Source organism: Kitasatospora sp. NPDC051170 (assembly GCF_044455705.1).
Lineage (GTDB): Bacteria > Actinomycetota > Actinomycetes > Streptomycetales > Streptomycetaceae > Kitasatospora.
In genome coordinates, this window is the sequence record NZ_JBITFA010000002.1 from 479199 (window position 1) to 504363 (window position 25165).

Consider the following 25165-nt stretch of genomic DNA (forward strand, 5'->3'; position numbering starts at 1 on the left):
TGGCAGACATTCCGCTTCAACGTGTGATCCCTTGATTTGGCAAGTGTGCAGGTCGGGGAGGGTCGGGCTCCATCGAGCCCGACCCTCTCCTTGTTTCCGTGCTGACTTGGTGCTGACTCGGGGGAGTCCGTATCGGCCGTCCCGGAAGCCCCGCTTGGGTGGTACGTTATTCGGTACCACTTGCCGAAGGGGGTTCGCGCCATGTCCATCACCGCGAGCGAGGCCCGCAGGGATCTCTTCCCGTTGATCAAGAAGGTCAACGAGGACCATGACGCCATCGAGATCGTGTCCAAGCACGGAAATGCCGTGCTCGTCTCCGCCGAGGATTACGCCTCCTTGCGCGAGGGCTCCTACCTCCTGCGTTCGCCGGCGAACGCGCGTCGCCTGCTGAAGGCGTACGACAACGCGCTGAACGGCATAGGGCTCTCCGAGCGCACGCTCATCGACCCCGACCCGGCTGATGCCGGGCGGGGTGTCGAGTGAGGCTCGTCTTCGAAGAACAGGGCTGGGAGGACTACGCGTCCTGGCTCAAGAACGATCGCAAGACGCTCGTGAGGATCAACAAGCTCATCGAGGACGTCCTGCGCGATCCGTTCACCGGGATCGGCAAGCCCGAGCCGCTGAAGTACCACCTGCCAGGAGCCTGGTCGCGGCGGATCGATGACGAGCATCGCCTCGTCTATCTGGTCACCGACCGGGAGATCATCATCCTGGCGGCCCGCTACCACTACTGATTCCCGGTCCTGGCGTGCTGTCACGGTGCTGACTCCGTGCTGACTTGGGCCCTCGGAATCAACGTTTCCGCTTCAACGTCTGAGCTGTCGTCGTGCCCGGAAGGGGCCGGACTCCACCTGGAGTCCGGCCCCTTCGGCGTTGGGTGGGTCAGGGGTGGATGGTGAGGGTGAGGGTGCCGTCGGGGTTGGGGGTGATGGTGACGGGGGTGAGGGTGGGGGTGTGGGCGGTGGGGTGGTGGGGGAGGGCGCGGGGGCCGATGCCGAGGGTGGGGATGCCGGCGGCGTGGGCGGCGGCGAGGCCGGCGGCGGAGTCTTCGAGGGCGAGGCAGTCGGCGGGGGCGAAGCCGAGGGCGGCGGCGCCCTTGAGGAAGCCCTCGGGGTCGGGCTTGCTGGCGCCGACGGATTCTGCGGTGATCAGGACGGGCGGGAGGGGCAGGCCCGCGGCGGCCATGCGGACCTCGGCGAGGGGCAGGTCGGCGGAGGTGACGAGGGCGTGGGGGAGTCCGGCCAGGGCGGCGAGGAAGGCGGGGGCTCCGGGGACGGGGACGACGCCTTCGGTGTCGGCGCGCTCCTCGGCGAGCATGCGCTCGTTCTCGGCGAGGTTGAGTTCGGCGGGGCGGTCCGGGAGGAGGGCGGCCATGGTGGCGTGACCCTGCCGGCCGTGGGCGACGGCGAGGACGGTGGCGGGGTCGAGGCCCTGCCGCTCGGCCCAGCGGCCCCAGCAGCGTTCGACGACGGCGTCGGAGTTGACCAGGGTGCCGTCCATGTCCAGGAGAAGGGCGCGGGTGGTGATCCGGATCGGCGCGGGGGTGGGCACGGGGCGACTCCTCGGGGAGAATGGCGGCAGCGGGAGATGAGTCTTTTGTTTATATAGGATACAAAAGATCATCCGAGCAGGTGGGCGTTGACCGCCCTCGCCTCCTCGGCCAGCTCCGGCAGCTCCACCACCTCGACGCCGGCCGCCTCCAGCAGGGCCGTCCCCTGGCAGTCGGCGACGAACAGGTCCGGCTCGCGCCAGGCGACCACCACCCGCGGCACCCCCGCCGCGATCAGCAGCCGGGCGCAGGGCGCCGGCCGGGAGGCGCGCTGCCCGCAGGGCTCCAGGCTGCTGTAGACCGTCGCCCCGCGCAGCCGCGGGTCGCCCGCCGGGAGCTTGGCCAGGGCCGCCTCCTCGGCGTGGTCGTGGGGGTCGCTCTCCCGGCTGAAGCCCTCGGCCAGCACCTCGCCGTCCGCGCCGACGATCACCGCGCCGACCGAGAAGGCCGTCGTGGAGGGCGGGCACAGGCGGGAGAGCTCGACCGCCCGGCGCAGGTGGTCGAGGTCGATGGCGGGGCTGGTCACGGGGCGGGCTCCTTGGGGGCGTACCTGAGCAGGACGACATCGCCCACCGTACGTGCCTCCAACAGGCGCATCCTTCGCCCCGGGCCGCCGGGGAACGCGGCCGGGCGGACGAACCTCGGCGCCTCCGCCTGGCCGACGAGCAGCGGGGCGACGGCCAGGTGCAGCTCGTCCGCGAGGCCCTGGGCCAGGAACTGGGTGTGCACCCCGCCGCCGCCCTCGACCATCAGCCGGCGCACCCCGCGGGCCCCCAGGTCGTCCAGCACCGCGCCGAGGTCCACCGCCGCGCCGAGGGCGACCACCTCCGCCAGGCCGTCCAGCCGGGGGCGCAGCACGGCCGCCCCGGCGTCGGTGGTGTACGCGAGCCTGGCGCCGCCGGTGTGCCAGAACCGCAGGCCGGCGTCGAGGTCGCCGCTCGCGCTGAGCGTCACCTTGAGCGGGTACTCGGGGCGCCCGGCGGCGATCCGGTCGGCGCGCCGGGCGGGGGAGGCGACCAGCAGGCGCGGGTTGTCGGCGCGCAGGGTGTTGCCGCCGACCAGGATCGCGTCGGCCGCCGCGCGCTCCTCGTCGACCCGGTCGAAGTCGGCGGCGTTGGAGAGCAGCAGCCGCTCGGGGGAGGCGTCGTCGAGGTACCCGTCGAGCGACATCGCGGCGCTCAGCAGGACGAAGGGGCGCTGGCCGGGCATCGGCGGACCGTTCTCTCGGGGGGGGGGGGGGGCTGGGCGGTCTCCACGGTACGGCGGCGCGGTGGCGCCGGGGCGTCAGGTGACCGGAATGTGGGACGAATCTTCTCGGGATGTGGATCCTCGGCTAGCGTCGGAGCCGATCGCAGAAGAGGCTCGACGAACACTCGCAGGGGGACTTCCATGACCGGTCAGCAGCCCGCCGCCGTCTACACCCACGGCCACCAGGAGGCCGTGCTGCGCTCGCACCGCTCCCGTACGGCCGCCGACTCGGCGGCCTACCTGCTGCCCGAACTACGGCCCGGGCAGGCCCTGTTGGACGTCGGCTGCGGGCCCGGCACGATCACCGCCGACCTGGCCGAGCTGGTCGGACCGCAGGGGCGGGTCGTCGCCGTCGACACCTCCGCCGAGGTGCTGGCGCAGGCGGCCGAGTACGTGGCCGGGCGCGGCCTGTCCAACGTCGAGTTCGCCTGCGCGGACGTGCACCGACTGCCGTACCGGGACGGGGAGTTCGACGTCGTCCACGCCCACCAGACGCTCCAGCACGTGACCGACCCGGTGGGCGCGCTGCGCGAGATGCGCCGGGTGACGGCGCCCGGCGGGGTGGTCGCGGCCAGGGACGTCGACTACGCGACGATGACCTGGTACCCCGAAGCGCCCGCGCTGGAGCGCTGGTCGGAGCTGTACCGGCAGGTCGCCCGCGGCAACGGCGGCGAGCCGGACGCCGGTCGGCGGCTGCTGGCCTGGGCACGGGAGGCGGGCTTCGCCGAGGTCGAGGCGAGCACCGGCACCTGGACCTTCGCGACGCCCGACCGGCGCGCGTGGTGGGCCGGGATGTGGGCGGACCGGACGACCGGCACGGCGTTCGGACGGACGGTGGTCGATCGGGGCCTCGCGGACCGCGCGGAACTGGAGCGGATCGCGGACGGCTGGCGGGAGTGGGCGGCGGCCGGGGACGGCTGGTTCTCGATGCTGCACGGCGAGGTCCTGGCGCGGGGGTGAGCGGCGGGGGTGGACGGCGAGCGTGGGGGAGGGGGCCGGGGCGGGGCCGGGGGTAATGGCGCGGCGAATGGTCGGGATGATCCGATAGAGTCGCGCGTCCGCTCGTACCGGGTCGGTTCGGGTCCGTCCGACCCGCCGCCGCCGGGGATCCGAGCCGACGAGTCGAACCACCGGAGCTGAGGTCCGTCGCGGCGGGCCGGGGGAGTCCTACGTGTCGAAGTCCGAGCTGCCCGGCCCGGAGCCGGAGTCGCCCGCCGGTGAGGCCATCGGTGAGCCCGCCGGTGAGCCCGCCAAGGCCGCGCCGCAGCGGGACCCGCGCATCGACCTCCTGAAGGCCGACGCCGAGGCACCCGCCCCGGCCGAGGCACCCGCCCCTGCGGCGGAGGCCCCGGCACCTCCCGCTCCCGCCCCGGAACCCGCGGCCCCCGCCGCCGAGCCGGCCAACCCGTGGGCCCCGCCGCAGGCCGCCGCCACCCCGAGCCCCACCCCCACCCCCGCCCCGGCCGGATCCCCGCCCCAGCCGCCGCCCCCGCCGCTGCCCTCCGGCGGCTGGGCCTCGGTGCCGCCGTCCGCGCAGTCCGGCCTCCAGCCCGGCATGCCCGGCACTCCGCCCCCGTACGGCCAGCCCTACGGCCAGGCGTTCGGCCACCCCTACCCGGTGCCCGCGCCCGCCGCCCCGGCCACCAACGGCCTCGCCGTCGCCTCCCTGGTGACGGGCCTGACCCTGGTCTCGCCGGTGGCCCTGGTGCTCGGCATCATCGCGCTCGTCCAGCTCAAGTCCGGCCGCGAGCGCGGCCGGGGCATGGCCGTGACGGGCGTGGTGCTCGGTGCGATCGGCACGCTGCTGTTCGCCCTCGCCATGGGCGTGACGGACTTCAGCTCGGCCCGCGACAACGACCGGTCGGCCCGAGGCGGCGGCAAGGTGCCGGCGGGGATGGTGCACTGGTCCGAGCTGAGGACCGGGGACTGCTACAGCTCGGCGGAGGGCGGCAGCTCGGCCGGCCCGAGCGGCGACGAGACGGTGTACTGGGTGCGCCGGGTCGCCTGCACGGAGGCCCACCACGGCGAGGTGGCCGGCGCCGTCTCGCTCACCGACGCCGCGCACACGGCCTACCCGGGCGAGAGCGAGATCCGGGAGCGGTCCGCGGAGCTGTGCCGCAAGGTGCTCGACGAGTACGCGCTCGACAGCTGGGCCGTGCCGGACGGCATGGACGACGTCTACCTCTACCCGACGAAGCTCAACTGGCTGCGCGGCGACCGCGTCGTCACCTGCGGCTTCGAGGACCGCGACGACCAGCACGTGGGGACGGTCCGCACCGACCGGAGCAAGCTGAACGCCGCCCAACTGGCATACCTGGAGGCCGTGCGGGACTTCAACGGCGCCTCCGCCAACCGCCCGAAGAAGGACGCGACCACCGACCCCGCCGCCCACCGCGAGTGGGCCCGGAAGATGGCCGCCGCCTCCCGCGCCGAGGCCGGGGCGCTGCGCGCGGCCTCGTCGAAGTGGTCGCCGGAGGTCGCCCCGAAGGTGGCCAAGCTCGCCACGGCCCAGGAGCAGGCGGCCTCGGCCTGGGACGACGCCGTCGACGGCTCGGACCTGCCCGGCGACATCCGCCGGGCGCAGGCCCTGGTGGGGAAGACCGTCCCGCTGAGCGTGGAGGTGCGGCGCTCGCTGGGCCTGGCCACCGGGGAACAGGCACCCGACCTCCGGGTGTGAAGACCGGTCCCACCGGACGTTACCCGTCGTTAACCGCGCCCGTACCGCGCGGTAGCGCGCCCCTCGTAGGGTCGCGGGCGAGCCCCGGCCCGACCCCCACGCGGGCCGGGGCCTCTACGATCGGGCCATGGGCGTTCATCGGGTGATGCGACAGGACGACAACGGCAACCGCTTCCTGGTCGCGGCGGGCCTGGAACGGGCGGAGGCGGAGCGCCTGGCCGCCGAGTTCGAGGCCCGCGGCCACAAGCAGCTCTACTGGGTCGAGCCCGAGGTCGAGGCGCAGCAGCAGGACGCCGCCGCCGGCTGAGGCCGTAGGGTCGGGCCATGGACGAGCCCACCGAGACCTCCAGCGACACCCCCGCCCCCCGGATCGTCGTCGGCGGCGCCCTGGTCCACCGCGGTCGGGTGCTCGCCGCCCGCCGCAGCACGCCCGCGTCGGTGGCGGGCCGATGGGAGTTCCCCGGCGGCAAGGCCGAGCCGGGTGAGACCGAGGAGCAGGCGCTGGAGCGCGAGCTGCTGGAGGAGCTGGGCGTACGGGCCCGGGCGCTGAGCCGGCTGCCCGGCGCGTGGACCGTCCGGCCGGGCCTGGAGCTGCGGTTCTGGACGGCGGAGCTGCTGGACGGCGAGCCGCGGCCGCTGCTGGAGCACGACGAGCTGCGCTGGCTGGGGCCGGAGGAGCTGGACTCCGTCGACTGGCTCGTCCACGACCGCGACGTCCTGCCGCACGTCGCCCCGCTGCTCCAGGGCCTTCGAGGCTGAGCCGCGAAACGACCGGCGACGCGCGCTCGCCCGGATAGGTCAATCGGACAAGACGACCCATAAGCCGGGATAGCCTGGGTCCTGCTGGGTATGTCACTTTTCGGCCCAGTTCGTCACCATCGGTGAGCCGCCCCAGCCCGGCGCCGCCGATCCCGACCAGAGTCGGAGGTCTCGTCGGTGCCGAGTACCGGGAACGGTCGCGGGGGAGAGCGACGGACGGCGGGATCCGCGGGGAGCGCCGCCGCCCGTGCCCGGCTGCGCAGGGGCGCCGTGGCGGGCGGCCCGCAGCCCCCGCCGGTCCGCCGTCGGGGACGAGGCGGCCCGGACGGCCCGACCGCGACGAACCCCGCCCCGGCGCCCGAGGCGGCCCCGCACGCCCCTCCCGCGCACCCAGCGCCCTCCCTCACGCTTCCCGACGCCGCCGGCAGCCCGGGCCTGCGCAGCCGCCCCGGCCGCCCCTTCCCCGGCGGCCCCGCCGACGCCCCGTACGGCCCCGCCGCGCCCCCCGGGGGCGGCTTGCTCGACATGCTCAAGGTCGCCATCGCGATCCTGGACACCGCGGGCCGGGTGGTCCTGTGGAGCCCCGCCGCCGAGGAACTGCTCGGCTGGCCCAGCGAACTGCTCGTCGGCCGCCGCATCGAGGAGCTGATCCCCGACCAGGAGCAGGTCGGCCGCATCCGGGCCGCGATCCAGGACACCCTGCGCAACGGCCGCTGGGCCGGCCACGCCGAGCTGTTCGACCGGGACGGCCTGCCGGTCGCCGTCGACGCCCGGATCTCCCTGCTCGTCGACGGCGACGGCACCCCGTTCCTCCAGGCCAACCTGGCCGAGGCGTTCGCCGTTCGGGCCGTCGAGCGCGACCTCGCGGTGCGCGACGCGCTGTTCGAGCAGTCCCCGCTCGGCATCGCCATCATGGACACCGACCTGCGCTACACCGCCGTCAACCAGACCCTCGCCGAGATGAACGGCGTCGCCCCGGAGGACCACGTCGGCCGCACCACCGGCGAGACCCTGCCCGAGCGCGCCGCCGACGAGGTCACCGCCATCCAGCGGCAGGTGCTGGCCACCGGCGAGCCCGTCATCGACGTCACCCTCGCCTCCCCGGTCACCGCGCGCTCCGGCTACCGCTCGATCTCCTACAGCCGGATGACCGACCGCTCCGGCCGCGTCCTCGGTATCTCCGGCACCGTCATGGACGTGACCGAGCGCTACCGGGCCGTCGCCAAGGTCGAGCACGCCCGCCGCCGGCTCTCGCTGCTCAACGAGTTCGGCTCCCGCGTCGGCGACCTCCTCGACGCCTCCCGCATCGCCCAGGAGCTCGCCAGCTCCGTCGTCCCCCGCCTCACCGACCACTCCGCGGTGATCCTGCTCCAGGCCGTCGCCCACGGCGACGACCTGCCCCGGCACGGCCACGACCGGCGCACCTCCCTGCTCCAGCTCGGCACCGCCTCCGTCCAGGACGGCCCCGAGGTCGAGGTGATGCTGCGGCGCGGCGCCCGGATCACCTTCGCCGAGGACTCCGCCTGCGGACGGGTGCTGCGCACCGGCGTGCCCGAACTGATCTCCGGCGCCGACCAGCTGGACGACGTCACCTACCCCGGCGACCCCAAGATGGAGGCCGCCCACGACCTGGGCGTGCACTCCCTGCTGGTCGTCCCGCTGCGCGCCCGCGGCATCGTCATCGGCCTGCTGCTCGTCAGCCGCGCCGGCTACCGCGAGGGCTTCGACCGCGACGACCTCGCCTTCACCGTCGAACTCGCCGACCGCGCCGGCAGCTCCCTCGACAACGCCCGCCTCTACGCCCGCGAGCGCACCGCCGCCCTCACCCTCCAGCGCACCCTGCTCCCGCAGCAGGTCCCCCAGCCCACCGGCGTCGAGGTCGCCTACCGCTACGTGCCCGGCAGCAGCGGCACCGAGGTCGGCGGCGACTGGTTCGACGTCATCCCCCTGCCCGGGGACCGCACCGCCCTGGTCGTCGGCGACGTCATGGGCCACGGCCTGCGGGCCGCCGCCACCATGGGCCGGCTGCGCACCGCCGTACGGGTGCTGGCCGCCCTCGACCTGCCGCCGGACGTCCTGCTGCGGCACGTCCACGAACTCGCCGACGACCTCGCCCAGGGCCCGGACGAGGCGCTGCTCGCCACCTGCGTCTACGCGGTCTACGACCCGGGCACCTCGAAGCTGATCGTCGCCAAGGCCGGGCACATCCCCCCGGTGCTGGTCGTGCCCGGCGAGGGGGCCGACGGGCCCACCCGCACCGGCGGCCCGCTGCCCGGCGGCCGGGGCCGGATCCTCGACCTGCCCTCCGGCGCCCCGCTCGGCGTCGGCGGCGTCCCGTTCGAATCCGTCGAACTCAAGATCCCCGAGGGCAGCCTGCTCGCCCTGTGCACCGACGGCCTGGTCGAGTCCCGGGACAAGGACCTCGACGTGGGCCTCGGACGGCTCGTCACCGTGCTCCAGGAGCCGTACGCCTCCATCCAGGCCGCCTGCGAGGCCGTCCTCGACACCATGGAGCAGGGCCGCGAACCCGACGACGTCGCCCTGCTGCTCGCCCGGCTCGGCCACGGCCAGGCCGGCACCCTCACCGCCGGCTGGACCCTGCCCGCCGAGCCCACCGCCGTCTCCCGGGCCCGCCGCCTGGTGCGCGCCACCCTCGCCGAATGGGGCGTCGAGCAGCTCACCGACACCGCCGAACTGCTGGTCAGCGAGCTGGTCACCAACGCCGTCCGCTACGCCAGCGCCCCGATCGGGGTACGGCTGACGCTCGGTGAGGCGCTGCTCGTCGAGATCTCCGACCCGCTGCCCGACCCTCCCCGGGAGCGCCACGCGGCCGAGGCCGACGAGGGCGGCCGGGGCCTGGAACTCGTCCGCCGCCTCGCACTGCGCTGGGGAGCCAGGGCCGAGGGCATGGGCAAGGTCGTCTGGTTCGAACAGGCGTTGCCGGACGGCGAGGAGGACCGGCCCTGAGCCCCGGCGGGCTCCCGGGGGCCGCCGCGGGCCCGGCTCGCATATGCCATCACGCCCCCAGGGGGAGCGCGCACCCCGGCAGGGGGCGCGGACGTGGCATTGTGGTTGCGCGGGCGGTAGGACAAAAACCTTCGCCCGATCTGATGTTGTGATGTTGAGGGCGTGTGAACGTACCCCTCGATGATGAATACTCGGTCTTCTCGACATCCGGACGGTCGCGGGTTGGAGGGGTCGGTCCGTTGAACAGCACCCCGGCGCGGAACGCGCCGAGCAGCAGCGGTCATGCCGCTGTACCCGGGCAGGCGGGTGCCTTGCACCTGCCCCCACCCCCGGCACCACCGGGCACGGACCCGACCCCGCCCCGTCACAGCCCCCCAACCGGCGACCGGGCCGAGGGCCGGGCGTGGGGCGCCGGTGACCCGGGGTCGATCTACGACTACATCCGCGTCGCCACCTTCGCGATCGGCCCCGACGGGCGGATCAGCCAGTGGAGCGAGCGCGCCGCCGAGTTCTTCGGCATCCCCGCCGCCGAGGCGGTCGGCGCCGACCCCATCACCACCTTCGTGCCCCGCGAGCTCTGGCAGCGCGGCCGCGCCCGGCTGGAACGCACCCTCGCCGGCGAGGAATGGGTCGGCACCACCCCCTACCGGGAGGCCGACGGCGGCGAAGGGCTCGCCGAGCTCTACCTGATGCCCGACAGCGCCCTGCCCACCGCTGGCGCCACCTGCCTCGCCGTCGACCTCGGCCGGCTGCGCCGCATCGAGACCGACCTCGCCGCCTCCGAGGCCGTCTTCGGGCAGACCCCCACCGGCTTCGTGCTCTTCGACGACCGGCTGCGCCTCCAGCGCGTCAACGACGCCTTCGCCTCCGGCATGGGCCTGGCCCCCGCCGACCTCGAGGGGCTCACCGCCCACGACATCTTCCCGGCCAGCGAGGCCGACCGGCTCACCGCCGCCCTGCGCAAGGTCCTCGCCACCGGCGAACCCGTCTTCGACCTGCGCTTCCACGGCACCGTCCCCACCCGCGAGGGCAACCGGCTCTGGGCCGTCTCGCTCTACCGCCTCAACGCCGCGGCCGGGCAGCCCATGGGCGTCGCCGGGCAGGTCTCCGACGTCACCAGCCGCCACGTCGCCGAGCGCGAGGCGGACGGCGTGCGCCGCAACCTCGCCCTGCTCAACGAGGCCAGCGCGCACATCGGCTCCACCCTCGACCTGGAGACCACCGCCAAGGAACTCCTGGACGTCGTCGTCCCGCCGTTCTGCGACCTCGCCACCGTCGACCTCTACACCGCGCTGCTCTCCGGCGAGACCGTCCCCAGCGCCGGCCGCCTCGGAGACGGCGTCCTCACCGACGGCAGCGGCGAACTGCGCCGCGTCGCCGTCTCCAGCGTCATCGGCGGCGCCTCCTCGGTGCTCGGCTCCGTCACGGGCCTGCCGATCGCCGAGGCCGGCGGCACCCTCTGTTACCCGCGCCGCTCCCCGCACGCGCGGGCGCTGCGCACCGGCCGCAGCGTCGTCCCCGAGCCCGGCCCGGACCCTCTGCTGCGCTCCACCCTGATCGTCCCGCTGGTCGCCCGCGACCAGGTGCTGGGCCTCGTCCAGCTCTCCCGCGCCATCGGCAGCGAGCCCTTCGACGCCCGCGACGTCGCCATCGCCGAGGAACTCGTCGCCCGCGCCGCCGTCTGCATCGACAACGCCCGGCTCTACCGCCGCGAGCACGAGCGCGCCCTGATCCTCCAGCGCAGCCTGCTGCCCCCGGGCAACCCGGCGGCCAGCGGCCTGGAGATCGCCTGCCGCTACCTGCCCAGCAACAACAACACCGAGGTCGGCGGCGACTGGTTCGACGTCATCCCGCTGCCCGGCAACCGCACCGCCCTGGTCATCGGCGACGTCATGGGCCGCGGCCTGCGCGCCGCCGTCGCCATGGGCCAGCTGCGCACCGCCGTACGGACCCTCGCCATGCTCGACCTCGACCCGGCCGAGGTGCTCACCGCCCTCGACGAGATCGCCCGCGGGCTCGGCGACGACTCCGTGCCCGTCGGCCCGCCCACCCCGTACGGCCGGCTCACCTCCTCCGCCGACGAGGAGGCCCGCGAGGTCTACCTCGCCACGTGCGTGTACGCCGTCTACGACGCCGTCACCCGCCGCTGCGTCTTCGCCAACGCCGGCCACCTGCCGCCCGTCCTGCTCAGCCCCGGCGAGCCCGCCCGGATGCTCGACGTGCCGCCGGGCCTGCCGCTGGGCGTCGGCGGCGAGCCCTTCGAGGAGGTCGAGCTGACCCTGCCCGACGGCGCCGTGCTCGGCCTCTACACCGACGGACTGGTCGAGAGCCGCAAGCACCAGCTGGACGAGGGCCTCAAGGCGTTCCGGGTCGCCCTGTCCGCCGAGGACAAGGGCCTGGAGGACCTCTGCGACCACGTGCTCGGCGAGCTCGACCCGCACCACGGCGAGGACGACATCGCCCTGCTGATGGCCAAGGTGCACGCCTTCCCCGAGGACGCCGTCGGCAACTGGTTCCTGCCGCCCGAGCCCACCTCCGTCGCCAAGGCCCGCGAACTGGCCTGCAGCTGGCTGCTCTCGCGCGGCCTGGAGGAGCTGGTCGACACCACCGAGCTGCTGGTCAGCGAGCTGGTCACCAACGCGCTCAAGCACGGGCGCGGCGAGATCCGGCTGCGGCTGCTGCGCGAGCGCGGACTGGTCTGCGAGGTCTGGGACGACGGCTACGCCCAGCCCCGGCAGCGGCGCGCCCAGGAGACGGACGAGGGCGGGCGCGGCCTGCAGCTCGTCAGCCTGCTGGCCGAGCGCTGGGGCAGCCGGCGCACGCCCAAGGGCAAGATCGTCTGGTTCGAGCTGGCGCTGTAGCCCCAGGGCGCCGGGCTGTACGGGCTCTGAGTCGCGCGGGCGCCGGGTCGCGCGGGCGCTGGGCCGTACGGGTGCTGCGCGCGGCGGCCCGCCGTGTCGGCGCGGGCCGTGCCGGGCACCAGGTGTTGCCTGGCCGCCATGCGCGTCCGCCAGCTCACCGCCGCAGCCGTCGCACTGCTGCTCGCCGCCGCCCTCGGCGGCTGCACCGAGGGCCACCACCGCACCCCGGCGCCCGCGCCGGTCCCGGCGGACCCGACCGCCACCACCGGGGACGTCCGCCCCGCCGAGCGCGGCGCCGTCCGCGACGGCGGCACCGTGCGCTGGGCCCTGGACGGCGTCCCGGCCACGCTCAACGTCTACCAGCGCGAGGCGAACGCCGACTCGGCCCTGCTCGCGCACGCGCTCTACCCCTCGCTGTTCCGGCCCGACGAGCACGGCCGACTCGCCCCCGACCCGGACTACCTGGCCGCCGCCGAGTCCACCCCGCCCGGGCAGCAGCCGCAGGTCGTCACCTACCGGCTCAACCCCCACGCCGTCTGGAACGACGGCACCCCGCTGTCCGCCGCCGACTTCACCGCCCAGCGGGCCGCCCTCTCCGGCCTCGACCCGGCCTACCGTGGCGGCGGCCGCCCCGCCGGGTACGAGGCCGTCGACTCGATCGTCCAGGGCGCCGACCCGCGCGAGATCAAGGTGACCTTCCGGCGGCCGTACGCCGAGTGGCGCTCGCTGTTCGGCCCGCTCTACCCGGCCGCCGAGACGGCCACCCCCGCCGCCTTCAACCGGGCGCTCACCGGCGGCAGCCACCTGAGCGCCGGGCCGTACAGCCTCTCCCGCTACGACGCGGACGGCGGACGGGTCACCCTCGCCCGCAACCCGCTCTGGTGGGGGGAGCGGCCCAAGGCCGACCGGATCGACTTCCTGGCCGCGCCGCCCGAGCAGCGCCTGGACGCCCTCGACCAGGACCGGCTGGACGTCGCCCCGCTCACCGCCGCCGTGGAGAAGGACCCCCGGGCGCTCGCGCGGGCCGAATCACTGACCGGGATCACCCTCCACCGGGCCGCCGCGCCCTCGCTCACCCAGCTCACCGTCAACGCCGCCCGCGCTCCGCTCACCGACCCGGCCCTGCGCCGCGCCCTGGCCCGGGCCGTCGACCGGCGGCGCGTCGCCGAGGCGGCCCTCGCCCCGCTGGGCCTGCCCGGCGCCCCGCTCGGCAACCACCTCCTCGCCCAGGGCCAGGAGGGCTACCACGACGACGGCGCGGCCGCCGGGCCCGAGGACGCCGCGACCCTGCTGGCCGAGGCGGGCTGGAAGCGGCAGGGCGGCGGCACTCGCACCAAGGACGGCAGGGCCCTCTCCCTGACCCTGCTCCTGCCCGCCGGATCGGCGAGCGCCGAGCGCGCCGCGGATGCCCTGCGCACGGGCCTCGCCGAGTCGGGCATCGCGGTCAAGCCCGTCACCGCCCCCGCCGAGACCTTCGTCCAGGACCACCTGGCCGCCGGGGACTACGACCTCGCCCTGTTCTCCTGGCCCGCCGGCCCCAACCCGGCCGGCGAACAGCGCCCCGCCTACGCCAAACCCCGCCCCGACCCCGACGGCGCCCTCGCCCCCGGCACCAACTACGGCCGCAGCGGCACCGAGGAGATCGACCACCTCTTCGACCGGGCCACCGCCGAACTCGATCCCGACACCCGCCTCGACCTCCTCCAGCAGGCCGACCTCCGCATCTGGCAGCTCGGCCACTCCGTCCCCCTCTACCAGCGCCCCGACCTCGTCGCCGTCCGCACCGACCTCCAGGGCGCCGGCGCCTTCGGCCTCACCTGGCCCCGCTTCCAGGACCTCGGCTGGAGCGGCTAGGCCGCGGGCAGCATCCGTTCGACGTCGGCGATGCGCGCCAGCTCGGGGCACTCCCGGCGGGCCCGGGCGAGGGCCTTGCGGGCCTTCTCCGGGCGGCCGTCCGCGATGAGAGCGGCGGCGAGGGAGCAGCACGCCTCGGCGCGCCAGAACGAGGAGCTGACCTGCCGGGAGAGACGGCGGGCCACCCGGACGGCCGTGCGGTTGTCGTTGCGGAACCGGGCGAGGTCGGCGGTGGGAAGGAAGTCGGGGACCAGAGCGGGGTCGCTGATGTTCCACCGGTTGAGGAACGGCTCCAGCCGGGCGCCGGCCAGCTCGGGGGGCAGCTCCCCGGCGTCGGCGTGGCTGATGAGCACCATGCCGATGAGCCAGCACGCCGTACGCTCCTGGCAGCCCCGGTCCAGGTCTTCGAGAACGAGCTCCTGCGCCTGTTCGCACCGACCCTCGGCCAGCGTGATCGCGGCGGCGGTGAGGAGTGCGGGCTCGCCCTCGTCCAGCTTCCGGCGGGCCTCCGGGATCAGGCCCCGGATCAGGAGCCGTTCGGCCTCGACGGCGCTCGGCGACGGGAGGTCGACCTTCACCCCGTTCGCACGGAAGGGAAGGACGAAGACGGCCCAGAGGGAGTCGATCGGCCGGGAGGCGGTGAGTACGGCGGTGGTGACCAGGGTGAAGAGCAAGCCGTAGCCGATGCCCTGGGGCAGACCGGTGCAGGAGGTCGCCAGCCAGGTGCCGAGCCCCCCGTGGAGGGCGAACATCGCGGTGGAGGTGGCCCAGACCCTCAGCCGGACGGCGGGGACCGACTGCTGCCCCCAGGGGATCACGAGCCCGCTCGCCGGGCGCAGGCCGAGTTCGACGGGGACACCGGCGATCGTTCCGCTCCAGATCTTGCGGCCCCGGCCGTACGAGACCGCGTACGCTCGTCCGCCGAAGAGGCGGTGGACGAGCAGGAACCAGAGGTCGCCGAGCGGTTCCTGGCCGATCAGGAAGCCGATCACGCAGCCGAGTGCGGTCCAGGCCGGGAGACCGTCGTGGACGGCGAGGTACAGGGCGGTGGCGCCGGCGGCTCGGAAGGTCCAGGGCAGCGAGGCGAGGATTCGTCGGATCACGGACCGAAGCCTGGCGAAGGCGTCCTCCGGACGTAAGAGAAGTCACTCAGTTGTGATCTTGGTCCCGCCTGAGCAGCCCGTTTCTGCCGCCCTGGGCGGTTCCCCGTACGATAGGGGGAAGCCGAGGCATGTCCAGATGCCCGGTGGGTGGACCGGTAGTAGCAGGCGGAACGGGCGACGGCGACCGACAGGGGTCGCGAGTGCGCGTCACGCAGCCGGGCGCCGCAACCCACGATTCCGGGAGAATCAGCAAGGCATGCCCACGCGCAACGACATCCGTAACGTCGCCATCGTCGCCCACGTCGACCACGGCAAGACCACGCTGGTCGACGCCATGCTCAAGCAGGCCGGCGCCTTCGCCGCCCACCAGCAGCTCGACGACCGCATGATGGACTCGAACGACCTGGAGCGCGAGAAGGGCATCACCATTCTCGCGAAGAACACCGCGGTCAAGTACCACCCCAAGGACGGTGGCGCGCCGATCACCATCAACATCATCGACACCCCGGGCCACGCCGACTTCGGTGGCGAGGTCGAGCGCGGTCTGTCGATGGTGGACGCGGTCGTCCTGCTGGTCGACGCCTCCGAGGGTCCGCTGCCGCAGACCCGATTCGTGCTCCGCAAGGCGCTCACCGCCCGTCTGCCCGTCATCCTCTGCATCAACAAGACGGACCGCCCGGACTCCCGGATCGACGAGGTCATCAACGAGACCTACGACCTGTTCCTGGACCTGGACGCGGACGAGGACCAGATCGAGTTCCCGATCGTCTACGCCTGTGCCCGTGACGGCGTCGCCTCGCTGACCAAGCCGGAGAACGGCACCGTTCCCGCCGACAGCACCAGCCTGGAGCCGTTCTTCTCCACGCTGCTGGAGCACGTCCCGGCCCCGACCTACGAGGCCGACGCGCCGCTCCAGGCCCACGTCACCAACCTGGACGCCGACAACTTCCTCGGCCGCATCGCGCTGCTGCGCGTCGAGCAGGGCGAGCTGCGCAAGGGCCAGACCGTGGCCTGGATCAAGCGCGACGGCAGCATCTCGAACGTGCGCATCTCCGAGCTGCTGATGACCGAGGCGCTCACCCGCAAGCCGGCCGAGGTGGCGGGCCCGGGTGACATCTGCGCCGTCGCCGGCATCGGCGAGATCATGATCGGCGAGACCCTGGCCGACCCGGAGAACCCGATCGCGCTGCCGCTGATCACGGTGGACGAGCCGGCCATCTCGATGACCATCGGCACCAACACCTCGCCGCTCGTCGGCCGCGGTGGCTCGGGCAAGGGCGCGGACGCCAAGGCCGCCGGCAAGGTGGATCGCAAGGTCACCGCCCGCCAGGTGAAGGACCGCCTGGACCGCGAGCTGATCGGTAACGTCTCGCTGCGCGTCCTCGACACCGAGCGCCCGGACGCCTGGGAGGTGCAGGGCCGCGGTGAGCTGGCGCTGGCCATCCTCATCGAGACCATGCGCCGCGAGGGCTTCGAGCTGACCGTCGGCAAGCCGCAGGTGGTCACCAAGCAGGTCAACGGCAAGACCCACGAGCCGGTCGAGCGCCTCACCGTGGACGTGCCGGAGGAGCACATGGGCGCGGTCACGCAGCTCATGGGCATCCGCAAGGGCCGCATGGACAACATGTCGAACCACGGCTCGGGCTGGGTCCGCATGGAGTTCGTCGTGCCGTCGCGCGGTCTGATCGGCTTCCGTACGGAGTTCCTGACCAACACCCGCGGCACCGGCATCGCCCACTCGATCCACGAGGGCCACGAGCCGTGGTTCGGCACGCTGACCACCCGCAACAACGGCTCGCTGGTCGCCGACCGGGCCGGTGTGGTCACCGCCTTCGCGATGACCAACCTGCAGGAGCGCGGCGTGCTGTTCTGTGACCCGGGCACCGAGGTGTACGAGGGCATGATCGTCGGCGAGAACTCGCGTGCCGACGACATGGATGTGAACATCACCAAGGAGAAGAAGCTCACCAACATGCGTTCCTCGAACGCTGACGTGGCCGAGTCGATCGTCCCGCCGCGCAAGCTCTCGCTGGAGCAGTCGCTGGAGTTCTGCCGCGAGGACGAGTGCATCGAGGTGACCCCGGAGACGGTTCGCATCCGTAAGGTCGTTCTCGACCAGAAGGACCGCGGACGTACTGCCTCGCGCGCCAAGAAGGCTTGATCCTGATGGCTTAGACGGCCTTTGGCCGGAATGCCCGCCCCCCTTTCCGTTGGAGAGGGGGGCGAACTTTTTCAACTACTCCAAGTTGTCGGGGCCGCTATTCCGTGAATAGCGCTCATCACGTCAAGACGTCCGCTGAGCGGACGTAACAGTTCGTCATCCGTGACGACTGTCCGTTTGGTGCCTGTCTGGCTATGTCTCATATGTCCGGTTTTCGAAACTAACCGACTGTTCATGTGACCTAATTGAGATCGTCACTGGTCACTTTCGTGTCCGTGCGTGACGGATAGTGGGTCCAGTCAGGCTCGGGTCAAGGGTGAACGCGCAGGGGTGCGCGCCGAAACCACGAGCGCGGACGGCACAGCGGGTCCGGTTTCAACCGTCCGCAGTGCTCTCCTCGTTGCAACGTCGAATTCAGGAGGCACACCGATGCGTGGTGGGAGCCAGGCCAAGTGGGTTGTCGCAGCTGTTGCTGTCGCCCTTGCCGCGACTGCTTGCGGTAGCAACGGAGGCGGCAACTCCTCCAACGGTGGTGGTAGCTCCGACGGTGCTGCCGTCAACCCCGCCGGCGTGTTCAGCTACCAGAGCGGTGAGCCGCAGCGTCCGCTGCAGCCGGCCAACGCCATGGAGAACCAGGGCGGCCGTATCGTCAAGCAGCTGTTCCAGGGCCTCGTCGACTACGACCCGGCGACCGGTGCTCTGCGTAACCAGGTGGCCGACAAGATCGAGACCACCGACGCCAAGCACTTCACGGTCACGCTGAAGTCCGGCTGGACCTTCCACGACGGCACCAAGGTGACGGCGAAGTCTTTCGTGGACTCGTGGAACTGGTCGGCCTACACGGCCAACAACCAGATCAACTCCGACTGGTTCTCGGACATCGTCGGCTACGACGCCGTCCACCCGGAGAAGGGTGACCCGACCGCGAAGGAGATGTCCGGCCTCAAGGTCGTCGACGACACTCACTTCACGATCGACCTGTCCTCCCCGGTCTCGTACTTCACGTACAAGCTCGGCTACTCGGCCTTCTACCCGCTGCCCGAGGGCTTCTTCAAGGACCCGGCCGGCTACGGCGAGAAGCCGGTCGGCAACGGCCCGTACAAGTTCGTGTCGTGGGAGCACAACAAGGCCATCACCCTGGCCGCCTACGACGGCTACGCCGGCACCAACAAGGCGAAGAACGGCGGAATCGTCTTCCGCAACTACACCGCCGGTGAGGCCGCGTACAAGGACCTGATGTCCGACACCCTGGACGTCCTGGACCAGGTCGACTCCACCGACCTGCCCAAGTACAAGGACGACCTGGGCAAGCGCGCCGTCGACCAGCCGCAGGGTGCCATCCAGAACATCTCGTTCGCTCTGTACAACACGGAGTGGACCTCGATGGACAAGGACAAGGCCGCCAAGGTCCGCCAGGGCCTGTCGATGGCGATCGACCGCGACACCATCACCAAGACGGTGCTCAACGGCAACCGCATCCCCGCCGACGCGTTCGTGGCCCCCGGTGTCATGGGCTTCAAGGCCGGCGCCTGTGGCGACGCCTGCAAGTTCGACCCGGCGAAGGCCAAGCAGCTGATCACCGAGGGCGGCGGCGTCCCCGGCGGCAAGATCTCCATCCAGTACAACTCCGACGGTGGTCACAAGGAGTGGGTGGACGCGGTCTGCAACAACATCCGCCAGAACACCGGTGTCGAGTGCCTCGGCGACCCGAAGCCCGACTTCAAGACCTCGCGTGACATCGTCACGAAGAAGCAGGTCAAGAGCATGATGCGTACCGGCTGGGTGCAGGACTACCCGCTGAACGCCAACTTCCTGCGCGATGTCTACGGCACCGGTGCCGCGGCCAACGACGCCGCCTACTCGAGCCCCGAGTTCGACGCGCTGGCCAAGGAGGCCGACGCGGCCACCACGGTCGAGAAGACCGCCGAGCTGTACCAGAAGGCTGAGGCCGTTCTGGCCAAGGACATGCCGGCCATCCCGCTCTGGTACTACAAGACCAGCTCGGGCTACTCGAACAACGTTCAGAACGTGAAGTTCGACTCCTTCGGCAACCCGGTTTACACCGACGTCGAGGTCAAGAAGAAGTAATCGGTCGGCACCGCCTGACCCGGTGACAACGGCCGGTGCCCGTCCATCCCCACAAGGGCGAGGACTGGCACCGGCCGTTGGCACGCCGACTTATCTCTCCGGGTTGACGGGCCCGGCAGAGCCAACATGGAGGCACGATGGGGCGCTTTGTCGCAAGGCGACTGCTCCAGATGATCCCGGTGTTCATCGGAACCACCGCGCTCATCTTTTTCATGGTGCATGTGCTGCCGGGTGACCCGGTGGCCGCGATGTGGGGCGACAAGGCACCGGACCCGGTCCAACTCGCCAACTTCAGGCACCAGTTGGGATTCGACAAGCCGCTGGTCCAGCAGTACCTCGATTACATGGGGAACCTGGTCACCGGCGACTTCGGCAAGACGCTGGGGAACAACCGCCCGGTGCTCGACGTGATCACCGAGGCCCTGCCGGTCACCATCCGGCTGGCGCTGCTGGCGTTCGCCATCGAGATCGTGCTCGGCGTCGGCATCGGCCTGATCTCGGGCCTGCGCCGCGGGAAGCTCTTCGACAAGGGCACCCTGATCCTGACGCTGCTGCTGATCTCGATCCCGGTGCCGGTGTTCGGCTTCGTCCTGCAGACGGTCGTCGGCCAGAACCTGGGCTGGGTCACCCCGACCGTGCAGAACAGCGACGACATCACCCAGTTGATCCTCCCGGCCGTGGTGCTCGGGTCGCTCTCGCTGGCGTACGTCGCACGTCTCACCCGTACCTCCATAGCCGAGAACATCAAGGCCGACTACGTGCGCACCGCGGTGGCCAAGGGCCTGCCGCGACACAAGGTGATCACCACTCACCTGCTGCGCAACTCGCTCATCCCGGTCGTCACCTTCCTCGGCACCGACCTCGGCGCCCTGATGGGCGGCGCGATCGTCACCGAGGGCATCTTCAACGTGAAGGGCGTCGGCAACGCGCTCTTCCACGCGATCAACCAGAAGGAGGGCTCGACGGTCTCCGGGTTCGTCGCCTTCCTGGTGCTCGTGTACCTGGCCGCCGGTTTGATCGTCGACCTGCTCTACGCGGTCCTGGACCCGAGGATTCGTTATGCCTGACCTGACCGAGAAGAAGGACGCGGGGATCCCCTCCCCGCGCGACGCGGCCGTCACGGCCGCCGCCCCCAAGCCGGAGAAGGCCCGCAGCCTCGGCTCCGACGCCTGGCACGACCTGCGCCGCCGGCCGATCTTCGTGATCTCCGCGGTGCTGATCCTGCTGCTGATCGTGATCGCGATCGCCCCGAGCCTGTTCACTTCGGTGGACCCGCGCGCGGCCGACCTGCGCAACCACTACCTGGGCAAGCCGAACTACGGCAACTTCTTCCAGGAGGACTGGTTCGGCTACGACGTCCAGGGCCGTTCGATCTACGCGCGCGTCCTGTACGGCGCCCGCGCCTCGGTCATCGTCGGCATCTGCGTCACCCTCGGCGTGACGATCCTCGGCGGCCTGACCGGCATGCTGGCCGGCTACTACGGCGGCTGGGTCGACACGATCATCTCCCGCCTGACCGACATCTTCTTCGGCATTCCGCTGCTGCTCGGCGCCCTGGTGATCCTCAACGCCTTCACCTCGCGCTCGATCTGGAGCGTGGTGTTCGCGCTGGTCGTCCTCGGCTGGACGCAGATGACCCGCGTCATGCGCGGCTCGGTCATCACCGTCAAGCAGGCGGACTTCGTGACGGCCGCCAAGGCGCTGGGCGCCGGCACCGGCCGGATCATGTTCCGGCACATCCTGCCGAACGCGGTCGCCCCGGTGATCGTCGTCGCCACCATCGCCCTCGGCGGCTACATCGCCCTCGAGGCGACGCTGAGCTTCCTCGGTATCGGCCTCCAGGACCCGACCATCTCGTGGGGCATCGACATCGCCTCCAACCAGAAGTCGATCCGTACGGCGCCGTTCGCCCTGTTCTTCCCCGCCGGCATGCTGAGCCTGACCGTGCTGGCCTTCATCATGCTCGGCGACGCGGTGCGCGACGCCCTCGACCCGAAGCTCCGCTGAGAGAAGAGGTGACGACCCGATGACCACCGTGATCGAGAACAACAACCAGAACAGTGACCGTCTCGAAGTCGGAACCCCGCTCCTGGAGGTCAAGGACCTCCACGTGGAGTTCCACACCCGGGACGGCGTCGCCAAGGCCGTGAACGGCGTCAACTACTCCGTCGCGGCCGGCGAGACCCTCGCCGTCCTCGGCGAGTCCGGCTCCGGCAAGTCCGTGACGGCGCAGACCATCATGGGCATCCTGGACATGCCGCCGGGGAAGATCACCAAGGGTGAGATCCTCTTCCGCGGCAAGGACATGCTCACCATGAGCAACGAGGAGCGGCGCAAGATCCGCGGCCGGAAGATCGCGATGATCTTCCAGGACGCGCTCTCGGCGCTCAACCCGGTCCTGAGCGTGGGCTACCAGCTCGGCGAGATGTTCCGGGTGCACCAGGGTGCCTCCCGCGCCGAGGCCAAGGCCAAGGCCATCGAGCTGATGGACCGGGTGCGCATCCCGGCGGCCAAGGAGCGGGTCAACGACTACCCGCACCAGTTCTCCGGCGGCATGCGCCAGCGCATCATGATCGCCATGGCGCTGGCCCTGCAGCCCGACCTGATCATCGCCGACGAGCCCACCACCGCCCTGGACGTCACCGTCCAGGCCCAGGTGATGGACCTGCTCGCCGAGCTGCAGGCCGAGTACAACATGGGTCTGATCCTGATCACCCACGACCTCGGCGTCGTCGCCGACGTCGCGGACAAGATCGCCGTGATGTACGCCGGCCGGATCGTCGAGACCGCCCCGGTGCACGACCTGTACGCCAACCCGGCGCACCCGTACACCAAGGGCCTGCTCCGCTCGATCCCGCGCCTGGACCAGAAGGGCCAGGACCTCTACGCGATCAAGGGCCTGCCCCCGAACCTGCTCAAGGTCCCGACCGGCTGCGCGTTCAACCCCCGCTGTGACGTCGTCACCGACCTCTGCCGCACCGATGCCCCGGAGCTGCACCAGGTGACCGACAAGGACGGCGTGGAGCTCACCGGCCGCCGCAGCGCGTGCCACCTCTGGAAGGAGACCCTCCATGGCTGAGCCCATCCTGGAGGTCAAGGACCTGGTCAAGCACTACCCGCTGACCCAGGGCGTTCTCTTCAAGAAGCAGGTCGGCGCGGTCAAGGCCGTCGACGGCATCTCCTTCGAGCTGGCCAAGGGCGAGACCCTCGGCATCGTCGGCGAGTCCGGCTGTGGCAAGTCCACGCTGGCCAAGGTGCTGATGAACCTGGAGCGGGCCACCTCCGGCCAGGTGCTGTTCAAGGGCGAGGACATCTCCACGCTGGACGGCGCGGCCCTCAAGGCCGTCCGCCGCAACATCCAGATGGTGTTCCAGGACCCGTACACCTCGCTCAACCCGCGCATGACGGTCGGCGACATCATCGGGGAGCCGTTCGAGATCCACCCCGAGGTGGCGCCCAAGGGCGACCGCCGCAAGGCCGTCCAGGACCTCCTGGACGTCGTGGGTCTGAACCCGGAGTACATCAACCGGTACCCGCACCAGTTCTCCGGCGGCCAGCGCCAGCGCATCGGCATCGCCCGCGGTCTCGCGCTCAAGCCCGAGATCATCATCTGCGACGAGCCGGTCTCCGCCCTGGACGTGTCCGTCCAGGCGCAGGTGATCAACCTGCTCGAGCAGCTGCAGGGCGAGTTCGGCCTCTCGTACATGTTCATCGCGCACGACCTCTCCATCGTCCGGCACATCTCCGACCGCGTCGGCGTGATGTACCTGGGCAAGATGGTCGAGATCGGCTCCGACGAGCAGATCTACGAGAACGCCACCCACCCGTACACCCAGGCGCTGCTCTCCGCCGTGCCGGTGCCGGACCCGACGGCGCGCGAGTCCCGCGAGCGGATCATCCTGAGCGGTGACATCCCCTCGCCGGCCAACCCGCCGTCCGGCTGCCGCTTCCGCACCCGGTGCTGGAAGGCGCAGGACCGCTGCGCGGAGGAGGTCCCGCTGCTGGCGATCCCGACCACGCTGGAGGGCGCGGCCGCCCACGAGTCGGCCTGCCACTTCCCCGAGGTCCGGGAGTCGGCCGCGGCCTGACGTTCCCGTACGACACCCGGAAGGGCCCGCGGCTTCGGCCGCGGGCCCTTCCGCGTTCCCGGCGGGGCCCGACGTCGCGTCAACTCGGCGGGGCGCTCAGGCACCCATCCGGGTGCTCCCGACTCGCGCCGTCGACGGGCCGCGCTTCTCATGGGGTGTGATGCGACACACACCATGAGGAGGGACCTCCATGCCCGTAGCCGTCCGCGCCCGTTGGGTCCTCGCCGCCGCTACCTCCGTGGCCCTGGTTGCCACCGGATGCAGCAGCAGTGGCGGAGGCAGCAGTTCATCGGACGCCAACAAGACGTTCAGCTACCAGAGCAGCGAGCCGCAGAACCCGCTGCAGCCCGCCAACGCGAACGAGGTGGGCGGTGGTCGCATCATCCAGAACCTCTTCAAGGGGCTGGTGGACTACGACCCGAGCAACGCCAAGATCCGCATGCAGGTGGCCGACAAGATCGAGACCACCGACTCGCAGACCTACACCGTCACCCTGAAGGACGGCTGGAAGTTCCACGACGGCACCCCGGTGCACGCCAAGAACTTCGTCGACGCCTGGAACTGGGCGGCGAACCCGAAGAACGCGCAGATCAACAGCTCCTGGTACTCCGACATCGAGGGCTACAAGGACGTCCACCCGACGAACGGGCAGCCGACCACCGACAAGATGTCCGGCCTGACCGTCACCGACGACCTGCACTTCACGGTCAAGCTGATCAACAAGGTCTCGTACTTCGAGTACAAGCTCGGCTACATCGCCTTCGCGCCGCTGCCGGACGGCTTCTTCAAGGACCCGGCGGGCTACGGGCAGAAGCCGGTGGGCAACGGCCCGTACCAGTTCGTCAGCTGGACCCACAACACCCAGGTCGTCACCAAGGCGTTCCCGGACTACCAGGGCGTGGACAAGCCGAAGAACGGCGGTGTCGTCTTCAAGATGTACACCACGTCCGAGGCGGCCTACGCGGACCTCCAGTCCAGCAACCTGGACGTGATGGACCAGGTGCCGCCCTCCGCGCTGGCCACGTACAAGAACGACCTCGGCGACCGGGCGATCGACGCCCCGCAGGGCGCCATCCAGAACATCGGCTTCACCCTCTACCAGGCCGACTGGAGCGCCCCCGACAAGGCCAAGGTGCGCCAGGGCCTGTCCATGGCGATCGACCGGGACACCATCACCAAGACGGTGCTCCAGGGCTCCCGCAAGCCCGCCAGCGCCTGGGTGGCCGAAGGCGTCGAGGGCTACAAGGACGGCGCCTGCGGCGACTTCTGCAAGTTCGACCCGGCCAAGGCCAAGCAGCTGATCCAGGAGGGCGGCGGCGTCCCCGGCAACAAGCTGACGATCACGTACAACGCGGACGGCGGCCACAAGGAGTGGGTGGACGCGGTCTGCAACTCGATCCGGCAGAACACCGGCGTGGACTGCCTCGGTGACCCGAAGGCGGACTTCAAGACCGCGCGCGCCGCGATCACCGGGCACACCGTCAACGGCGCCTTCCGCACCGGCTGGGTGCAGGACTACCCGCTGAACGCCAACTTCCTCAACGAGGTGTACCGCACCGGCGCGGCCTCCAACGACTTCGGCTACAGCGACCCGAAGTTCGACGAGGCCGCCACCAAGGCCGACGAGGCGGCCAGCGTCGCCGACACGGTCAGCGGCTACCAGCAGGCGGAGGCCGTGCTGCCGAGCGGGATGCCGGCCATCCCGCTCTGGTACTACCGCACCAACTCCGGCTACTCCTCCAAGGTGCAGAACGTGAAGTTCGACTCCTTCGGCAACCCGGCCTGGACCCAGGTCGAGGTCAAGGGCTGA

General features: G+C 71.6%; 18 protein-coding genes and 1 pseudogene. 16 read left to right on the top strand and 3 right to left on the bottom strand.

The features are described from left to right. Positions 1-201: 201 nt before the first annotated feature. Complete coding sequence (locus ACIBCA_RS05745) at positions 202-483, top strand: type II toxin-antitoxin system Phd/YefM family antitoxin (protein ID WP_396281552.1); 282 nt, start codon at positions 202-204, stop codon at positions 481-483. Then, positions 480-734: a Txe/YoeB family addiction module toxin gene (locus ACIBCA_RS05750; protein ID WP_396281553.1), complete on the top strand. Its 255-nt coding sequence runs from the start codon at positions 480-482 to the stop codon at positions 732-734. Before ACIBCA_RS05745 ends, ACIBCA_RS05750 begins: the two co-directional genes overlap by 4 nt. A gap of 148 nt (positions 735-882) precedes the next feature. Here the strand turns inward: ACIBCA_RS05750 and ACIBCA_RS05755 are convergent, their stop codons facing one another. Then, on the bottom strand, positions 883-1500 hold the full coding sequence (locus ACIBCA_RS05755) for an HAD-IA family hydrolase (RefSeq protein ID WP_396281809.1): 618 nt from the start codon (positions 1498-1500) through the stop codon (positions 883-885). 119 nt (positions 1501-1619) lie between these two features. Beyond that, positions 1620-2758 (bottom strand): annotated as a pseudogene (locus tag ACIBCA_RS05760) (dihydrofolate reductase family protein). A 180-nt stretch (positions 2759-2938) separates the two neighbouring features. Between ACIBCA_RS05760 and ACIBCA_RS05765 the strand changes: the two are divergent. The 7 genes from ACIBCA_RS05765 (at position 2939) to ACIBCA_RS05795 (ending at position 13915) form a co-directional block, all read left to right on the top strand. Further along, positions 2939-3757, top strand: a complete 819-nt coding sequence (locus ACIBCA_RS05765; RefSeq protein ID WP_396281554.1) for a methyltransferase domain-containing protein — start codon at positions 2939-2941, stop codon at positions 3755-3757. A gap of 211 nt (positions 3758-3968) precedes the next feature. Next, complete coding sequence (locus ACIBCA_RS05770; protein WP_396281555.1) at positions 3969-5474, top strand: DUF4190 domain-containing protein; 1506 nt, start codon at positions 3969-3971, stop codon at positions 5472-5474. 127 nt (positions 5475-5601) lie between these two features. Beyond that, positions 5602-5781 (top strand): SPOR domain-containing protein, encoded by a 180-nt coding sequence (locus tag ACIBCA_RS05775; RefSeq protein WP_396281556.1) that lies wholly within the window; start codon positions 5602-5604, stop codon positions 5779-5781. 17 nt (positions 5782-5798) lie between these two features. Beyond that, positions 5799-6233 carry an NUDIX domain-containing protein gene (locus ACIBCA_RS05780; RefSeq protein ID WP_396281557.1) on the top strand — a complete coding sequence of 145 codons (435 nt, stop codon included), beginning with the start codon at positions 5799-5801 and terminating at the stop codon, positions 6231-6233. Between the two features lie 270 nt (positions 6234-6503). Then, the gene (locus tag ACIBCA_RS05785; protein WP_396281558.1) at positions 6504-9200 is read left to right on the top strand and encodes a SpoIIE family protein phosphatase; all 2697 of its coding nucleotides are present in this window, start codon (positions 6504-6506) and stop codon (positions 9198-9200) included. Between the two features lie 311 nt (positions 9201-9511). Then, positions 9512-12061 (top strand): SpoIIE family protein phosphatase, encoded by a 2550-nt coding sequence (locus tag ACIBCA_RS05790; RefSeq protein ID WP_396281559.1) that lies wholly within the window; start codon positions 9512-9514, stop codon positions 12059-12061. Positions 12062-12199: 138 nt separating this feature from the next. Further along, positions 12200-13915, top strand: coding sequence for an ABC transporter family substrate-binding protein (locus ACIBCA_RS05795; protein ID WP_396281560.1), 1716 nt, complete (start codon positions 12200-12202; stop codon positions 13913-13915). On the opposite strand, the gene ACIBCA_RS05800 is transcribed toward ACIBCA_RS05795, so the two are convergent. Continuing rightward, positions 13912-15018 carry a hypothetical protein gene (locus ACIBCA_RS05800; RefSeq protein WP_396281561.1) on the bottom strand — a complete coding sequence of 369 codons (1107 nt, stop codon included), beginning with the start codon at positions 15016-15018 and terminating at the stop codon, positions 13912-13914. The two genes, ACIBCA_RS05795 and ACIBCA_RS05800, sit on opposite strands and share 4 nt — an antisense overlap. Before the next feature lie 256 nt (positions 15019-15274). Between ACIBCA_RS05800 and typA the strand changes: the two genes are divergently transcribed. The 7 genes from typA (at position 15275) to ACIBCA_RS05835 (ending at position 25165) form a co-directional block, all read left to right on the top strand. Beyond that, a complete protein-coding gene (gene typA, locus ACIBCA_RS05805) occupies positions 15275-17179 on the top strand; it encodes a translational GTPase TypA (protein ID WP_396281562.1) in 1905 nt (634 codons plus the stop codon). A 429-nt stretch (positions 17180-17608) separates the two neighbouring features. Further along, positions 17609-19267 carry an ABC transporter substrate-binding protein gene (locus ACIBCA_RS05810; RefSeq protein WP_396281563.1) on the top strand — a complete coding sequence of 553 codons (1659 nt, stop codon included), beginning with the start codon at positions 17609-17611 and terminating at the stop codon, positions 19265-19267. A 137-nt stretch (positions 19268-19404) separates the two neighbouring features. Further along, a complete protein-coding gene (locus ACIBCA_RS05815; RefSeq protein WP_396281564.1) occupies positions 19405-20334 on the top strand; it encodes an ABC transporter permease in 930 nt (309 codons plus the stop codon). Continuing rightward, positions 20327-21274 (top strand): ABC transporter permease, encoded by a 948-nt coding sequence (locus ACIBCA_RS05820; RefSeq protein WP_396281565.1) that lies wholly within the window; start codon positions 20327-20329, stop codon positions 21272-21274. Before ACIBCA_RS05815 ends, ACIBCA_RS05820 begins: the two co-directional genes overlap by 8 nt. A gap of 19 nt (positions 21275-21293) precedes the next feature. After that, entirely contained in the window at positions 21294-22346 is a 1053-nt protein-coding gene (locus tag ACIBCA_RS05825) for an ABC transporter ATP-binding protein (protein WP_396281566.1), read from the top strand. After that, positions 22339-23355, top strand: coding sequence for an ABC transporter ATP-binding protein (locus tag ACIBCA_RS05830; RefSeq protein WP_396281567.1), 1017 nt, complete (start codon positions 22339-22341; stop codon positions 23353-23355). The genes ACIBCA_RS05825 and ACIBCA_RS05830 overlap by 8 nt, the downstream gene beginning before the upstream one ends. A 190-nt stretch (positions 23356-23545) precedes the next feature. Then, a complete protein-coding gene (locus tag ACIBCA_RS05835) occupies positions 23546-25165 on the top strand; it encodes an ABC transporter substrate-binding protein (RefSeq protein ID WP_396281568.1) in 1620 nt (539 codons plus the stop codon).

Coding starts and splice junctions, on each gene's coding strand:
- ACIBCA_RS05745 (WP_396281552.1), top strand. CDS start 202: ATGTCCATCACCGCGAGCGAGGCCCGCAGGGATCTCTTCCCGTTGATC.
- ACIBCA_RS05755 (WP_396281809.1), bottom strand. CDS start 1,500: ATGGACGGCACCCTGGTCAACTCCGACGCCGTCGTCGAACGCTGCTGG.
- ACIBCA_RS05765 (WP_396281554.1), top strand. CDS start 2,939: ATGACCGGTCAGCAGCCCGCCGCCGTCTACACCCACGGCCACCAGGAG.
- ACIBCA_RS05775 (WP_396281556.1), top strand. CDS start 5,602: ATGGGCGTTCATCGGGTGATGCGACAGGACGACAACGGCAACCGCTTC.
- ACIBCA_RS05780 (WP_396281557.1), top strand. CDS start 5,799: ATGGACGAGCCCACCGAGACCTCCAGCGACACCCCCGCCCCCCGGATC.
- ACIBCA_RS05795 (WP_396281560.1), top strand. CDS start 12,200: ATGCGCGTCCGCCAGCTCACCGCCGCAGCCGTCGCACTGCTGCTCGCC.
- typA (WP_396281562.1), top strand. CDS start 15,275: ATGCCCACGCGCAACGACATCCGTAACGTCGCCATCGTCGCCCACGTC.
- ACIBCA_RS05810 (WP_396281563.1), top strand. CDS start 17,609: ATGCGTGGTGGGAGCCAGGCCAAGTGGGTTGTCGCAGCTGTTGCTGTC.
- ACIBCA_RS05815 (WP_396281564.1), top strand. CDS start 19,405: ATGGGGCGCTTTGTCGCAAGGCGACTGCTCCAGATGATCCCGGTGTTC.
- ACIBCA_RS05820 (WP_396281565.1), top strand. CDS start 20,327: ATGCCTGACCTGACCGAGAAGAAGGACGCGGGGATCCCCTCCCCGCGC.
- ACIBCA_RS05825 (WP_396281566.1), top strand. CDS start 21,294: ATGACCACCGTGATCGAGAACAACAACCAGAACAGTGACCGTCTCGAA.
- ACIBCA_RS05830 (WP_396281567.1), top strand. CDS start 22,339: ATGGCTGAGCCCATCCTGGAGGTCAAGGACCTGGTCAAGCACTACCCG.
- ACIBCA_RS05835 (WP_396281568.1), top strand. CDS start 23,546: ATGCCCGTAGCCGTCCGCGCCCGTTGGGTCCTCGCCGCCGCTACCTCC.